At 68.0% G+C, this 15,414-nt stretch carries 9 protein-coding genes and 1 pseudogene; 6 read left to right on the forward strand and 4 right to left on the reverse strand.

All coding sequences use genetic code 11. The features are described 5' to 3' along the window. Positions 1-6: 6 nt before the first annotated feature. The 3 genes and pseudogenes from PYV55_RS10270 to PYV55_RS10280 all read left to right on the forward strand — a co-directional run. Positions 7-1,905: pseudogene (locus tag PYV55_RS10270) on the forward strand (propionate--CoA ligase); the annotation flags it as partial. A gap of 212 nt (positions 1,906-2,117) precedes the next feature. Further along, on the forward strand, positions 2,118-4,073 hold the full coding sequence (locus PYV55_RS10275) for a phosphate transport regulator (protein WP_275850738.1): 1,956 nt from the start codon (positions 2,118-2,120) through the stop codon (positions 4,071-4,073). Then, on the forward strand, positions 4,070-5,719 hold the full coding sequence (locus tag PYV55_RS10280) for a PEP/pyruvate-binding domain-containing protein (RefSeq protein ID WP_275850740.1): 1,650 nt from the start codon (positions 4,070-4,072) through the stop codon (positions 5,717-5,719). Before PYV55_RS10275 ends, PYV55_RS10280 begins: the two co-directional genes overlap by 4 nt. Positions 5,720-5,761: 42 nt before the next feature. On the opposite strand, the gene eda is transcribed toward PYV55_RS10280, so the two are convergent. The 4 genes from eda to PYV55_RS10300 all read right to left on the reverse strand — a co-directional run bounded on the left by eda (position 5,762) and on the right by PYV55_RS10300 (position 10,865). After that, entirely contained in the window at positions 5,762-6,436 is a 675-nt protein-coding gene (eda, locus tag PYV55_RS10285) for a bifunctional 4-hydroxy-2-oxoglutarate aldolase/2-dehydro-3-deoxy-phosphogluconate aldolase (RefSeq protein WP_275850742.1), read from the reverse strand. After that, positions 6,427-8,193 carry a phosphogluconate dehydratase gene (edd, locus tag PYV55_RS10290; RefSeq protein ID WP_275850744.1) on the reverse strand — a complete coding sequence of 589 codons (1,767 nt, stop codon included), beginning with the start codon at positions 8,191-8,193 and terminating at the stop codon, positions 6,427-6,429. Before edd ends, eda begins: the two co-directional genes overlap by 10 nt. 371 nt (positions 8,194-8,564) lie before the next feature. Next, a complete protein-coding gene (gene mnmC / locus PYV55_RS10295; protein ID WP_275850746.1) occupies positions 8,565-10,532 on the reverse strand; it encodes a bifunctional tRNA (5-methylaminomethyl-2-thiouridine)(34)-methyltransferase MnmC2/FAD-dependent 5-carboxymethylaminomethyl-2-thiouridine(34) oxidoreductase MnmC1 in 1,968 nt (655 codons plus the stop codon). A gap of 60 nt (positions 10,533-10,592) precedes the next feature. Further along, positions 10,593-10,865, reverse strand: a complete 273-nt coding sequence (locus PYV55_RS10300; RefSeq protein WP_275850748.1) for an oxidative damage protection protein — start codon at positions 10,863-10,865, stop codon at positions 10,593-10,595. A gap of 156 nt (positions 10,866-11,021) precedes the next feature. On the opposite strand from PYV55_RS10300, the gene PYV55_RS10305 reads away from it, so the two are divergent. The 3 genes from PYV55_RS10305 (at position 11,022) to PYV55_RS10315 (ending at position 15,375) form a co-directional block, all read left to right on the forward strand. Then, a complete protein-coding gene (locus tag PYV55_RS10305; protein WP_275850749.1) occupies positions 11,022-12,044 on the forward strand; it encodes a sulfate ABC transporter substrate-binding protein in 1,023 nt (340 codons plus the stop codon). Between the two features lie 132 nt (positions 12,045-12,176). Beyond that, entirely contained in the window at positions 12,177-12,956 is a 780-nt protein-coding gene (locus PYV55_RS10310; RefSeq protein ID WP_275850751.1) for a 3-hydroxybutyrate dehydrogenase, read from the forward strand. Positions 12,957-13,059: 103 nt separating this feature from the next. Continuing rightward, positions 13,060-15,375, forward strand: a complete 2,316-nt coding sequence (locus PYV55_RS10315) for an FAD-dependent oxidoreductase (RefSeq protein ID WP_275850753.1) — start codon at positions 13,060-13,062, stop codon at positions 15,373-15,375. Positions 15,376-15,414: the final 39 nt, after the last annotated feature.

The following is a 15,414-nucleotide window of genomic DNA, read 5'->3' on the forward strand; positions in this document are numbered from 1 at the left end:
GAATCCCCTATGACCAGCTATGCCGAGTTTTACCGCCGCTCGATCGACGAGCCCGACGCCTTCTGGCGCGAGCAGGCGCAACTGATCGACTGGCAGACGCCGCCGCAGCAGGTGTGCGACTACAGCCAGCCGCCGTTTGCGCGCTGGTTCGTGGGCGGCACGACCAATTTGTGCCACAACGCGGTGGACAGGCACCTCGCGAGCCGTGCACAGCAAACCGCGCTGATCGCCATTTCGACCGAAACCGACAGCGAGCGCAGCTACAGCTACGCTGAGTTGCACGCCGAAGTGCAGCGCATGGCGGCGGCGCTGCAAGCGCTGGGCGTGCAAAAAGGCGACCGCGTGCTGATCTACATGCCCATGATCGCCGAGGCCGCGTTTGCCATGCTCGCCTGCGCGCGCATCGGCGCGCTGCACTCGGTGGTGTTCGGCGGCTTTGCGGCGGGTTCGCTCGCTGCGCGCATCGAGGATGCCGAACCCGTGGTCGTGGTCAGCGCCGACGCGGGCTCGCGCGGTGGCAAGGTCGTGCCCTACAAGCCCTTGCTCGACGAGGCCATTGCGCAGGCGCGCCACAAACCTTCGGCCGTGCTGCTCGTCGATCGCGGCCTTGCGCCCATGGAGCGCCAGCCGGGGCGCGACCACGACTGGGCAGCCTTGCGTGCGCAGCACCTGCACACCAGCGTACCCTGCGTCTGGGTCGAGGCCACGCACCCGAGCTACACGCTCTACACCAGCGGCACCACCGGCAAGCCCAAGGGCGTGCAGCGCGACACTGGCGGCTACGCCGTGGCGCTGGCCGCGAGCATGAAGCACATCTTCGACGCGCAGGCGGGCCAGACTTTTTTTGCCACCAGCGACATCGGCTGGGTTGTGGGGCACAGTTACATCATCTACGGCCCCCTGCTGGTCGGCATGGCCACCGTCATGTACGAGGGCCTGCCCACGCGGCCGCACGCGGGCGTGTGGTGGAGCATCGTCGAAAAATACCGCGTCACGCACATGTTCTCGGCGCCCACGGCGGTGCGCGTGCTCAAAAAGCAGGACCCGTCGTGGCTGCAAAAATACCGCGTTGACAGCCTCAAGGCGCTGTGGCTCGCGGGCGAGCCGCTCGACGAATCCACGGCGCAGTGGATCAGCGATGCGCTGCGCGTGCCCATCATCGACAACTACTGGCAGACCGAAACCGGCTGGCCCATCCTCACGCTCGCGCTCGGCGTGGAGCCGCAGACGCCGCGCTTTGGCAGCCCCGGCAAGGCCATGTACGGCTACCGCGTCAAGCTCGTCGATGACGCCACGGGCGAGGAGCTCACGACGCCCAACCACAAGGGCGTGCTTGCCATCGAGGGGCCGCTGCCGCCGGGCTGCATGCAGACCGTCTGGCGCGACGACGCGCGCTTCGTCAACACCTACTGGAAGAGCGTGCCGGGCCGGCTGATCTACAGCACCTTCGACTGGGGCATACGCGATGCCGACGGCTACTACTTCATCCTCGGCCGCACCGACGACGTGATCAACGTCGCGGGCCACCGCCTGGGTACGCGCGAGATCGAGGAGTGCATCGCCTCGCACCCCAACGTCGCCGAAGTGGCCGTGGTCGGCGTCGCCGACAGCCTCAAGGGCCAGGCCGCGATGGCCTTTGCCGTGGCACGCGACACCACCGGGCTGGACAGCCCTGAGGCGCGCCTCAAGCTCGAAGGCGAGGTGATGAAGCTCGTCGATCACCAGCTCGGCGCCGTGGCCCGCCCGGCGCGCGTGCACTTCGTGAACGTGCTGCCCAAGACGCGCAGCGGCAAACTCCTGCGCCGCGCCCTGCAAGCCGTGGCCGAAGGCCGCGACCCCGGTGATCTCACCACCATGGAAGACCCCGCAGCGCTGCAGCAGGTGCGCGAGTTGCTGGGGCAGTGAATGGCTGAATCGGCGTCGGATTTCAATTTCATGCCATTTTGCCATTTTGCCTTTATGGGATGATCGTAAGCAGCTATAAAAACGGGAGTATTCTGGGGGGAAGTTGGAACCTGCCCCCAATTTCTTGCCCCCCAATTTCCGGGTTTGTCATGCCCATGCCACACCGGGATGCCATCTTCAGGGCTTTTCATCCACCTCGCCAGGAATCGCCCATGCGCAAGGAACAAGCCGTGGCATCGCTCGGGCAGCAGTCTTTACTGCTGCCGGCCTGGGTCAAGGCGGCGCTGGCCGCCAATGACCGGCTCAAGCTCTATCTCACTTTGCTGCAGTCGGCTGCCCAGCACGCTGCAGCGCCCGACACCGCCGTGCCCGACTGGGGGCGCGAGCTTGCGCATGCGGGCCTGCAGGATGCTGCTTGGCTGCCGGAGCTCGTGAAAAGCGCGTATTTCGATGACGGGCGCATGGTCATGCGCCACCAGGACAAGCTGCTGGCGGCGCTGGCGGCAGACCTTGCCACCATGGCGCGCCCGGTGTGCGACAGTGGCCGCGCCAGCCCGCCCGAGCTCGCGGCGCGGCGCGACTCTTGGCTGCAGCGCCTGCGCGAGCTCGACACCGATGAAGGGCTGGAGCGCGCCGCGCTCGCGCAACTCACCCATGGCGACCGCAAGGTTGGCGACAGCCTGCACCTGCTCGTGATGGACTTGCACCAGCAGCTCAATGCGATGGCGAGCGAGATCGCCACCGAAGACCTCGACGGCGCGCACGTGTGGCAGATCGACAAGCAAGACCGCCCGCTGGTCAGCGCGTTCATGCGCGGTCTGCACCGCACGGCGCCGCTCAAGTTCTCGCACCCGGGCCTGGACACGGCGGTCACGCGCGATGGCGCGCGGCTGCTGATCCAGAACGACATCGGCACGAACGATGTCCACGTGCTCGTGATGACGGTGGAGGGGATGGAGTTGCGCCTGACGTATTCCGACCTGCACACCGGGCGCTTCAACTTCTTTCGCGGCATGCTCGAGGCGCTGGGCTTTACCTGGACAGTGTCCGAGCCGCGCACCGTCGAAGGCCTGAACGCCGGCAAGCCATACGTGTTGGGCGAGGCGCGCTTCCAGGCCGATAGCATGCAGGCGCTCGAGAACGCGCTCGAAGGCGTGGCCTCGCGCATCGTGTTCGTGATCGACTGGAACCGGGCGCGCAAGCGCCTGCAGAATTTCGTGAGCAAGGCGCAGGCGCAGCAGTTGCTCGCCAAGGCCGCGCAGGAGGAATGGGGGCATGTGGGCTGGCTCGAGGCAGGCGGCGAGCGGCTGGTCTTTCACGCCATGCAGGCCGTCGATGGCGACGCTTTCCGCATCGGCGACCGGCTCGACGAAATCCTGGGCGAGGCGGCAGCGGCCGAATACCTGCTGGAGCTGTTGCGCATTGCAAGCACCATGCTGCGCCAGCAGCAGCCCATGGCGCTGATCGCCGACGAGGCGCGCATGCTGCTCGCGCGCGTGCTGCGCCAGCGCAGCTTCGAGTTCGACCTGCTGGCCGAGCACGCCGCCTATACCCATGCCATCGCGCTCGGACTGTGCGAGGCCATCGAGAGCGGCGCGGGTGCCGAGGCCGCGGCGCGCACCGACCTGGCCGCACGCGCCAAGTATTGGGAGCGCCAGGCCGACCACCTGCTCATGGACGCGCGCCAGCGTGCCGAGCGCCACGGGCGCTGGCAGCCCGTGGTCGAATTGCTCGAGAAGTCCGACGACGTTGCCGATGCCCTCGAAGAAGCCATGTTCGTGCACTCGATGCTGTTCGTGGCACCGCTCGGCGGCCTGCCCGCGGCCGTCAACGAAGTGCTCACGAATCTGGCAGACACCACGCTCGCGGCGATCCAGGACCAGGTCAAGGCGGTCGAAATCGCCCGCCACGTCAGCGACCGGGGCGACCCGATAGACAGCGAGCAGTTCCTGCAGACCCTCTGGCGCATGCTGCGCGCCGAGCGCATGTGCGACCAGCTTGCGCGCGAGGCGCGGGTGGCCATCGTGGGTGCGCTGCATGCCGCGCCGGTCAGCCTGCAGCTTGCCACCGAGCTCGCCGGCACCATGGAAAAAGCCACGGACAGCCTGCTGGCTGCCGGTTATGCCTTGCGCCAGATGGTGCTCACCAAGACGGAGGTAGCGTCGTGAAGTCCACTGCAGCGCACTGGCCCAAGCATTTTTACTTGATCGCTCAAGCCGATCAGGATAGCCACGGCAGCCACCATGCCCCCCATGGGCGCCATGCGCGGGCCAAGACCGGGCGCGAGAGCATGGGCTCCAAGGCCTGGAACCTGCTGCGCATGGCCGCGATCGGCCTGCGCGTGCCGCCCGCGCTCGTGATCGGCACGCATTACACGCAGGCCCCGGACGACTGCCTGCTGCCCGCGTTCTCGGTAGGCCTTCCCGCGCTCGAAGAGGCCACGGGCCTGGCGCTTGGCGATCCGCGCCGGCCGCTCATCGTCTCGGTGCGCTCGGGTGCGCCCGTGTCCATGCCCGGCATGATGGAAACGCTGCTCAACGTGGGCCTGTGCGATGCCACGCTGCCGGGGCTCTTGCGCCAGACGGGCAACCCGCGCATGGTCTGGGACGCCTACCGGCGCTTGGTGGCAAGCTATGCCGAGGTGGTGGCGGGCGTCGATCCGGCGCTGTTCGAGCAGGAAATCGTGCGCGTGGCGCAGGGGCGCGACGAGCGCCTGCTCGACTTCAACGAGCTGCGCGGCTTGACGCGCAGCTTTCAGGCCATCTACCAGCAGCAGGTCGGCGAGCCCTTTCCGCAGTCGGCCACGGCGCAGCTGGGCGCGGCGATCCGCGCGGTGTTCGCATCCTGGCACGCCGAAAAAGCCGTAAGTTACCGCAAGATCAACCACATCGACGACCAGATGGGCACGGCCGTGACGGTGCAGCAAATGGTGTTCGGCAACTCCGGCGGCCATTCGGGCGCGGGCGTGGGCTTCACGCGCGACCCCATGAGCGGCCAGCCTGCACCCTGGGTCGATTTTCTGGTCAACGCGCAGGGCGAAGACGTGGTCTCGGGTCGGCGCAACGCGCACGGCCACGAGGCGCTGGCCGAGATCGCGCCCGACGCCTGGCGCCAACTGCAGGAGGGCGCAAAGGCGCTAGAGCACGAATTCAAGGACATGCAGGACTTCGAATTCACCGTGCAGGACGGCGTGCTGCACTGGCTGCAGACGCGCGCGGGCAAACGCACCCCGCTGGCCAGCGTGCGCATCGCGCTCGACCTGCTCGAAGAGGGCGTGATCGACGAAGACGCCGCGCTCGAACGCACCCAGAGCGTCGCGGTCGAAAGCCTGGGCACGCTGCAGTTGGTGACGCAGGGCGAAGGCGGGCAGGCCGCGCAAACGCTGGCCCGCGCCACCTCAGCCTGCCCCGGCGTAGTTAGCGGCGAAATCGCGCTCGACGGCGAGCGCGCCGCGGCGCGGGCCGCTGCGGGTGTGCCCGTGGTATTGGTGCGGCAAGATGCCGAAACCGCCGACATCGACGCGCTGGGCCACGCGCTCGGCCTGCTGACGCAGCGCGGCGCGCGCACCTCGCACGCTGCCGTGGTTGCGCGCCAGCTCGGCAAGGTCTGCCTCGTGGGCTGCGGCGATTTGCACATAGACCCGGCAAGCCGCAGCATCCAACTCGGCGCCAAGACCTTGAGCGAGGGCGAGGTGATCTCGCTCGACGGCAACGCTGGCCAGATTTTTGCCGGCGCCGTAGCCGCCGTGCTGGTGCCCGACGAGCCCTTGCAGCAGCGCCTGCTGCAGCTGCGCAAGAAGAAAAAGTCCGATTGAGCCCGCATGGAGCGGGCGTAAATCGCTATTGAGTAAGTAGCATCATCGCGGCGGACGCAGCGCCTGCGCCTCGCGCGCGAGCTGCGTGATGCGCGCCCAGTCGCCCGCGTGCACCGACTGCGCGGGCGCGAGCCAGGAGCCGCCGACGCAGCGCACGTTGGGCAGCGCAAGGTATTGCGGCGCCGTGGCCTCGGTGATGCCGCCCGTGGGGCAAAAGCTCACGTGTCTAAAAGGGCTGGCCCAGGCTTTGAGCAGGGCCAGCCCCCCCAGCACCTCGGCAGGGAACAGCTTGAAGAACTGAAAACCATCGGCAAATGCCGCCATGATTTCGCTCGCCGTGGCCACGCCCGGCAGCAGCGGCAAGCCGAGCGCCCGGCAGGCCTGGCCCAGCTCCCGGCTGTAGCCGGGGCTTATGGCAAAGCGCGCGCCGGCCTCGCGCGCGCGGCGCGCATCGCCCGCGCTCAGCACCGTGCCCGCGCCCACGACCACTTCGGGCAGCTGCCGCGCGATCTGCGCGATCGCAGCCAGGGCCACGGGCGTGCGCAAGGTGACTTCGAGCACCTGCACGCCGCCCGCGTACAGCGCCCGCGCGAGCGGCAGCGCATCCTCCACGCGATCGATCACCAGCACCGGAATCACCGGGCCGTAAGACGCCAGGTCTATCGGGTGCAGCAGGTGCAGCGGGGACGATGTGGCGGGGGACGGGTTCACAGCCATGTGCATGCTCCTTGTTCGGCGCTGGCCGCGTTGCGGCGAAAGTGGGTGAAAAGCTCGCGTCCGAAGCCGCGCGGCAGCGCCTCGGGGGGCGGCGCGGGCGTGCGGCGTTGCCATTCGGCGGCGTCGACGAGCGCGTCCAGCGTGCCCGCACGGGCGTCGATGCGCAGCAGGTCGCCGTCACGCACGCGCGCGAGTGGCCCGCCTTCGAGCGCCTCGGGCGTGACGTGGATGGCCGCGGGCACCTTGCCCGAGGCGCCGCTCATGCGCCCGTCGGTCACGAGCGCCACGCGATGGCCCTGCTCTTGCAGCACCGAAAGTGCGGGCGTGAGCTTGTGCAGCTCGGGCATGCCGTTGGCGCGCGGCCCCTGAAAGCGCAGCACGGCCACCATGTCCTCACGCAAGCCACCGGCGCTGAACGCGGCGAGCAGTTCCTCCTGCGAGGCGAACACGCGCGCCGGCGCCTGCACCACGAGGCGATCTTCGGGCACGGCCGAGACCTTGATCACCGCGCGTCCGAGCTTGCCCTGCAGCAGGCGCAAGCCGCCCGTGGGCGCGAACGGCTGGCGCACCGGGCGCAGCACGGTCTCGTCGCCCGACGCTGTGGCCGCCATGCGCGCGCCCGCCGCCAGGCCGCCCGGGTGCACGCTGGGCAGCTCGTGCATCAGCCCCGCAGCCAGCAGCTCGCGCAGCACCCACAGCGGCCCGCCCGCGGCCTGGAACTGGTTCACGTCGGCCTCGCCGTTCGGATAGACGCGCGCGAGCAGGGGCACGGCGGATGAAAGCTCGTCGAAATCCGTCCAGTCGATCACGATGCCGGCGCTGCGCGCCACCGCGACCCAGTGGATCAGATGGTTGGTCGAGCCGCCCGTGGCCAGCAGCGCCACCATGGCGTTGACGATGCAGCGCGCATCGACGAGCCGCCCAATGGGCGTGAAGCGCGCGCCGCGCCGGCCGATGTCCAGCACGGTGTGCAGCGCCGCGCGCGTGAGCTGTTCGCGCTCGGGCGCGTCGGGGTGCACGAAGGCCGCGCCCGGCAGCACCAGCCCCATCGCTTCGAGCAGCATCTGGTTGCTGTTGGCGGTGCCATAAAACGTGCAGGTGCCGGGGCTGTGGTAGGCCGCGGATTCGGCCTGCAGCAGCTCGGCGCGCCCCACCAGCCCTTGCGCATGCAGCTCGCGCACCTTGGCTTTTTCGCGGTTCGACAGGCCCGAGCGCATGGGCCCCGCGGGCACGAACACGCAGGGCAAGTGGCCGTAGTGCAGCGCGCCGATCAGCAGGCCCGGCACGATCTTGTCGCACACGCCGAGCAGCAGCGCGCCGTCGAACACGTCGTGCGCAAGCGCGATGGCCGTGCCCATGGCGATCACGTCGCGCGAAAACAGGCTCAACTCCATGCCCGGCGTGCCCTGCGTGACGCCGTCGCACATCGCAGGCACGCCGCCCGCGACCTGCACCGTGGCGCCGCAGCGCGCCGCCTCGTCGCGCAGCAGGGCGGGGTAGGCGTGGTAGGGCTGGTGCGCCGAGAGCATGTCGTTGTAGGCCGTGACGATGGCAAGGTTGGGCGCGCGCTCGGCCATGAGCTTGATTTTTTCCGCGCCCGGCAGCGCGGCGTAGGCGTGCGCGAGGTTCGCGCAGCCCATGCGCTCCTGCGGCGCCGCGCGCGCGAGCATGGAGTCCAGTCCGGCCAGATAGGCCGCACGGCTGTCCCGGCTGCGCTCCGCAATGCGCGCCGTGACGCGCGCTACGACTGCATGCATGGGGCTGCTCCTTGAGGAATTGGCAAGTGGAGCAATGTAGCGCGCGTTCCATGACAGCAGATAGCGCGCGGCTTTTTCACCACCGCCTCATGGGAAATCTGGGTTCAACCCAGATTGTCCCTGGACTTACGCAAACAAGGATGCTGCAAAGTGTTTTGCCCTGGAGCGGGCGCCTTGCCTGACCCCGATTTGCGTAAGTCGTGTGTCCATTAGGCGGCGCTGCGCGCCTACGCGGGCGCTGGCGGACGTCTGACGGTCATTTTGACCGCCGCTTCGTCGTTCATGGCACCGGCCATGCACTCCTCAGCCGCGACCAAACTGCCTCGCCAGCCGCCTCGCCATCATCCCGCGTCCTAATGGACAATCTGGGTTCAACCCAGCCTTTCCGCCGCCAGCGCACGCGCCAGCTTGGCATCGAGCGGCAGCGGTTCGGCGTGCCAGCGTGCGGCCAGCAGTTCGGCGCACAGCAGGGCGAGCGTGAGCCCGCGCGCGCCCATGGCGGTGCAGGCCCAAAGGCCGGGCAGCGTGTGCGCATCCACCGGGCCGACGATGGGCAGCCGGTCGGGGGCGACGCAGCGCACCGCGGCCCAGCTCTGCAGCGGCGGGGCGAATGCCGAGATTGCGTGCGCAGCGTCCAAGAAGGGCGCAAAGCTGGCGTGCAATGGCTGCGCTGCGGCGGGCAGCAGGGTTTGCAGTTTGTGCCAGTTGGCTGTGTGGGCCGCGCGTTGTTCGTCGGCGGTGGGGGGCAGCTGGTCCACACCACGCTCGAAGGTCGAGCCCAGCACCCAGGCGCGCGGCCCCTCGGCCTCGTCGCCGAGCGGGAAAGATGGCACCCAGTTGCCGTGGCCGTTCACGGGGTAGGGCAGCATGGGGGCTAGGCCAGCGGGCCAGCAGGCCCACGAAATCTGGCCGCGCAGCGGGCGCAGCACCCAGCGCTGCGCGAGCAGCGCGCGGCTGCCAGCGCCTGCGGCGATCACCACGCGCTCGGCTTCGGCCAGCACGCGACCCTGGGCGTCCAAGGCCTGCCAGTGCGCCCCATCGCTGCTGCGCTGCAAGCGATCGACGTGCGCATTGCCGTGCCAGGCAATGCCGGGCTGCGCGAGCAGCGCCGCGACCAGGCGCGCAGGCCTGATCCATCCGGCGCGCAGGTGCCAGCAGGCGGCGGTATTGCGGGGCAGTTGCGCTTGCAGCAGTGTTTCGGCGCTGGCGCGGCGGCTCCAGTCTGCGCCCGGGCCCTGCTCCCAGTCCTGGGGCAGGCCGGGGCTGCCATCTACGCGGTGTTCGAGTACGCCGCTGCACTGCCAATCGACGCCCGCGCGCAGCAGTCCTTGATCTTGCAATATTTGCACGTGTTCCAGCACCAGGCGCACGCCGCTGCGCGACAGGCGTGAGAGCACGCTGTCGTCGGGCGAGACATGCGGCGCAAACACGCCTGCGGGCAGGGCCGATGCGCCTGCGGCCGGTGCTTCGGCCTGGTCCAGCACTTCGACCTGCCAGCCACGCCGCGCGAGGCTCGCCGCCGTGGCCGCGCCCGCGAGCCCGCCGCCGATCACGATGCAGCGGCCCGGCACGGTCACGGACTCGGGCATGGGCGCGGGTGTGGATGCGGTGCCGTGCGCCGTTGGCACGCTGCGGCGCGGCTCCCAGTGCGGGTCGTAGATGGCGTGCAGGTTTTCGCGTTTGGGTGGCACGCCGGGCACGCGCTGCACGACAAAGCCGCACTGCACGAGCGCATCGTGCACGCTGTGTGCCACACTCCAGGTGGCCAGCCGCGTGCCGCGCCGGCACCAGCGCGCCACGGCCTTGAGGGTGTGCAGACTCCAGAGCTCGGGGTTGCACTGGGGGCTGAAGCCGTCCAGATAGACGGCATCGGCCGTGCCGTCCTGCTGGCGCAGCAGGGTTTGTGCATCGCCTATGCACAGCGTGAGCAACACGCGCCCGCCCTCGAAGCTCAGCCGGTGCACGCCCGGCAGCAAGCCCCAGAATTGGTCGTGCAACTGCTGCGCAAGCGGCGCGAGCTGCGGATGCGCGGCGTGCGCGCGCAGCAAGTCCTCGGTGCTGACCGGCCACGCCTCGGTCGAGACGAAGTGCAGCAGGCGCGGGCGCTGGACATCGGCGCGCCACGCGGCCCAGGTGGCGAGAAAGTTCAGCCCCAGGCCAAAGCCGGTTTCAAGGATGCGCCACTGCGCCTGCCCGGCCCAGGCCTCTGGCAGGCCGCAGCCGCGCAGAAAGACGCCCTCGGCTTGGTCGATTCCACCGTTCGCGCTGCTGTGATAGCGGTCGCCAAAGCGCGCGCTATAGGGCGTGCCGTCGGGCAGCCATTGCAAGGGCTCGGCCATGGCGCCGCGATGCTGGGGCGGTGATGAGGACGATGGTGGCGGTGGAGACAGCGTGCCGAGTCAGGCGCTGGGCGGCACGTAGCCTGCGGCCTTGTCGGCGCCTTCACCGAAAAAGTGTTTTTCCATCTGGCGCGCAAGGTATTGGCGCGCGCGTGCATCGGCGAGGTTCAGGCGGTTTTCGTTGACCAGCATGGTTTGCTGCTTGAGCCACTCGGCCCAGGCTTCTTTGCTGACGTTTTCCCAGAGGCGCTTGCCGAGTTCGCCGGGGTAGGGCGGAAAGTCGAGGCCTTCGGCCTCTTTGCCGAGCTTGATGCAATGAACGGTGCGTGCCATGGGGGCTCCAGTTTTAGAAGAATTTTGAATAAGAAACTGAAAAATCAGTCGTTCCGGTTTTGTGATGTGGCTTTGAGAATGGCGCTCAAACGGGCGATGCGCAACAACGCGACACGCCGTATTTCATTCCATGTTCCATTCTGTAGAAAGCCTTGTATGACTCTGCGCCGCGACTTTATCAAGTTTCCCTGGGCCGCCGCCGTGGCGGGCAGCTTGTCCCTGACGGCCTGGCCGGCATGGGCACAGCCCGTCACCTTGCTCAACGTGTCCTACGACCCGACGCGCGAGTTTTACGTCGAATTCAACCAGGCCTTTGCCCAACACTGGAAGGCGCAGACCGGGCAGGACGTGGTGATCCAGCAGTCGCACGGTGGTTCGGGCAAGCAGGCGCGCGCCGTGATCGACGGCTTGCCCGCCGACGTGGTGACGCTCGCGCTCGCGGGCGACACCGATGCGCTGCACACCCAGGCGGGGCTGATTCCCAAGGACTGGCAAAAGCGCCTGCCGCACAACGCCTCGCCCTACACCTCGACCATCGTGCTTGTGGTGCGCGCGGGCAATCCCAAGGGCATCAAGGATTGGGACGATCTGGTGCGGCCCGGCGTGAGCGTGATCACGCCCAACCCCAAGACTTCGGGCGGTGCGCGCTGGAACTATCTCGCGGCCTGGGAGTTTGCGCGGCGCAAAACGGGCAGCGAAGCCAAGGCCAGGGAATTCGTCGGCAAGCTCTACGCGCAGGTGCCGGTGCTCGACACGGGCGCGCGCGGCTCGTCCATCACCTTTGCGCAACGCGCGCAGGGCGACGTGTTGATTGCCTGGGAGAACGAGGCCTATCTGCTCGAAAAAGAATTCGGCAGCAAATTCGACGTGGTGGTGCCGTCCATCAGCATCCTGGCCGAGCCCGCGGTGAGCGTGGTGGACAAAAACGTGGACAAGAAAGGCACGCGCAAGGTGGCCGAGGCATACCTGCAATACCTTTACAGCGAGGAGGGGCAGGACATTGCGGGCAAGCATTTTTATCGCCCCGCCGTCTCGGCCAAGGCCCAGGCCAAGTATGCGCGGCAGTTCCCGCAGCTGAAGCTGTTTACCATCGACGAGGCCTTTGGCGGCTGGGCACAGGCGAGCCGGGCGCATTTTGCTGACGGCGCGAGCTTCGACCAGATTTACGTGCGGCGTTGAGGCGCCGATACTCGGCTGAGTGCAGAGCAAAAACCGAAGTGCTCGGCCTGGTTTTCAGGCGGGCGCATATTGCAGTGCAGCAAGCGGCATAAGATGGTGGCATTCCAACCACCAATCGCAAGGAGTGTCAGCATGCGTCTCAAGGACAAAGTCGCCCTCGTCACGGGTGCCGCGAGCGGCATAGGCAAGGAAATCGCGCGCACCTTCGTCGCCGAGGGTGCCAAGGTCGTGATCGCCGACCTGAACGCGCAGGGCGCGCAGGCTGCGGCCGCGGAGCTTGGTGGCGCGGGCAAGGCGCTGGGCGTGGCCATGGACGTGACCGACGAGGCCGCCGTCGATGCGGGCATGGAGCAAACCGTGCAAACCTTCGGCAAGATCGACATTCTGGTGAGCAACGCGGGCATCCAGACCATCGCCGCGGTCGATGAGCTCGAACTTGCCAAGTGGAAGCAGATGCTTGCGATCCACCTCGACGGCGCCTTCCTCACCACGCGCGCCGCGCTGCGCCACATGTACCGCCAGGGCACGGGCGGCAGCATCATCTACATGGGGTCGGTGCACTCCAAGGAAGCGTCCATGCTCAAGGCGCCTTACGTGACTGCCAAGCACGGCCTGATCGGCCTCGCCAAGGTGGTGGCCAAGGAAGGCGCCAAGCACGGTGTGCGCGCCAACGTAATCTGCCCCGGCTTCGTGCGCACGCCGCTCGTGGACAAGCAGATTCCCGAGCAGGCCAAGGAATTCGGCATTTCCGAAGAAGACGTGATCAAGAAGATCATGCTCAAGGACACGGTCGATGGCGAGTTCACCACCACGCAGGACGTGGCGCAGGCGGCGCTGTTCTTTGCTGCGTTCGAGACGAACGCGCTCACCGGGCAGTCGCTGGTGGTGAGCCACGGCTGGTTCATGCAGTAAAGCCTGACTTTCCGTTTGCCGCGGCAGCTGCGGCAGCCGGGCACCTCGCCACCCGCATCTGCGCGGCGAAGGTGGGGCGCTCTTTTGTGCAGACCCAAGGAGTGTGGCTTTGCGTGCAATCGACCATTTGCTGCTCGGCGGCGGCGCAGCGAGCGCGGCCGCGGCGGAAACATTGCGCCTGGAGGGCGCGAGCGGCTCCATCCTGATCGTCTCAGCCGAGCCGGTGGCGCCGTTTTACCGGCCCGCCTTGTCCAAGGAAATGCTGCTGGGCACGAGCGAGGTGCAGCAGCGTCTGCTGCATCCGCCTTCGTTTTATGCCGAGCAGGCGGTGGAACTGCAACTGGGCACGCGCGCGCTTGCCGTCGATGCGGCGCAGCAGACGGTGCGGCTCGATACGGGCGAGAGCGTGCGCTGGGGGCAGCTCTTGATCGCCACCGGCTCGCGCCCCGTGCCCCTGCAGGTGCCGGGCGCGCACCTGGCCGGCGTGCACACGGTGCGCACCGTGGCGGACGTGCAGGCGCTGCGCCGGAGCGCGGGCCTGCAAGAGGGGCAAAGCCGCGTGTCGGCGCCACGCCGCGCCGTGGTGCTCGGTGGCAGCTTCATGGGCATGGAAGTCGCCATGACGCTGCTGGCGCTGGGCCTGCAGGTGAGCGTGGTCGAGCGGGAGGCAGTGATCCTGCCGCACCTCGAGGCGCCTTCGACTTCGGACTTTTTCCGGCGCCATGCGCAAAGCCGCGGCGCGGAGTTTTTCCTGTCCGATACGCTCGTCGCCGTGCATGGGCAAGAGCGCGTGCAGGAAGTTGAAACGGTCTCGGGCCGGCGCCTGCCGTGCGATTTGCTCGTGGTCTGCATGGGCGTGATGCCTGCGACCGAATACCTTGCGGGCAGCGGCATCGCGCTCGAAGGCGGGCTCGTGCTCGTCGATGAGCTGCTGCGCAGCAATGTGGCCCAGGTCTATGCCGCGGGTGACGTGACCTGCTTTCAAGACCCGGTGTTCGCGCAGCGGCGCCACATCGAGCACTGGGACAACGCCATCGAACAAGGGCGCCTTGCGGCGCGCAACATGCTGGGGCGGCGCGTGCGCCACGACGCGGTGTCGTGCTTTTTTTGCGACATCGGCGACCTGAGCTTCAGCCTCATGGGTGCACCCGAGGGCGCCGACGAGCGCATCGTGCGCGGCGCGCTCGAAAGCGGCTCGTGCGCGGTGTTTTACCTGCAGCGCAACGTGCTGCGCGCCCTGTTTTCCATGGGCCGGCCCGCCGAAGAAACGCGCCACGCCGAAAACCTGATCCGCTACCGCGTGCAGCTGCGCGCCATAAAGGAGCGCCTGGCCGATCCCGGCTTTGCGCTCGACCAGATCCCCGCGCAGACCGTGCTTGCGTTGCAGGGCGGCGGCGCGATGGGTGCGTTCGAATGCGGCGTGGTCAAGGCACTCGAGGAAGAGCGCATTCATCCCGACATCGTCGCGGGCATTTCGATCGGCGCGCTCAATGGCGCCATCGTCGCCGCGCACCCGCGCCATGCGGCGCAGGCGCTCGAGGCCTTCTGGGCCGAGCTTGCGGTGCATACGCCATTTCCGCCGGGCAGCGCGGCCGACAATGTGGCGACCAGCCTGCAGGTATTGATGTGGGGCGTACCCAAGTTCTTCCGCCCGCGCTGGCTGCCGACCTGGGCGGACCTGCTGGCTGGCCCGGCGGCGCTGCCGCTGCACTGGACCAGCTACTACGACACCGCGCCGATGAAGGAACTGCTGGCGCGCTACGTGGACTTCAAGGCGCTCAAGACCAGCCCGGTGCGCCTGCTGGTCGGCGCCGTGAACGTGGCCAACGGCAAGCTCGAAGTGTTCGACAGCTACGTCGATGACATGACGCCCGAGCACATCCTGGCCAGCGGCAGCCTGCCGCCGGGCTTTTCGTGGACCGAGATCGACGGCCAGGCGTACTGGGACGGTGGCCTGCTGAGCAATTCGCCGCTCGATCTCGTGGTCGAGCGTTGCGGCGCCGAAGGCAAGCGCGCCTTCGTGGTCGACTTGTTTTCCGGCCAGCGCCCCTTGCCGCAGAACATGATCGAGGTGATGGCGCGGCGCGACGAGATCGCCTATGCGGAGCGCGTGCGCAACGACCTGCGCTGGCGCGAAACCGCGGGCGCATACCGGCGCCTGGTCGAGGGCATTCTGGCGCAGGTCGATCCTGGCGTGCAGGCCAAGATCAAGCAGCGCCCCTTGTTCATCGAGCTCATGGGCGAGGGCGCGCCGCTGCAGGTCACGCGCTTCGTGCGCGCCGGCCAGCCGGGCGAGCCGGCTTCACGCGACTACGACTTCTCTGCCGAGGCGATCCGCCGCAACCAGGAGGAAGGCTACACGCTGGTCAAGCAAACCCTGGCCGAAGTGCATGGCAAGAACGGCAAGAAAAACTCCTGAAAAGAGAGCTACAAGTGCTTGATGGTTCACCACAAAGTG

The organism is Extensimonas soli, from assembly GCF_029211265.1.
Taxonomy (GTDB): domain Bacteria; phylum Pseudomonadota; class Gammaproteobacteria; order Burkholderiales; family Burkholderiaceae_C; genus Extensimonas; species Extensimonas soli.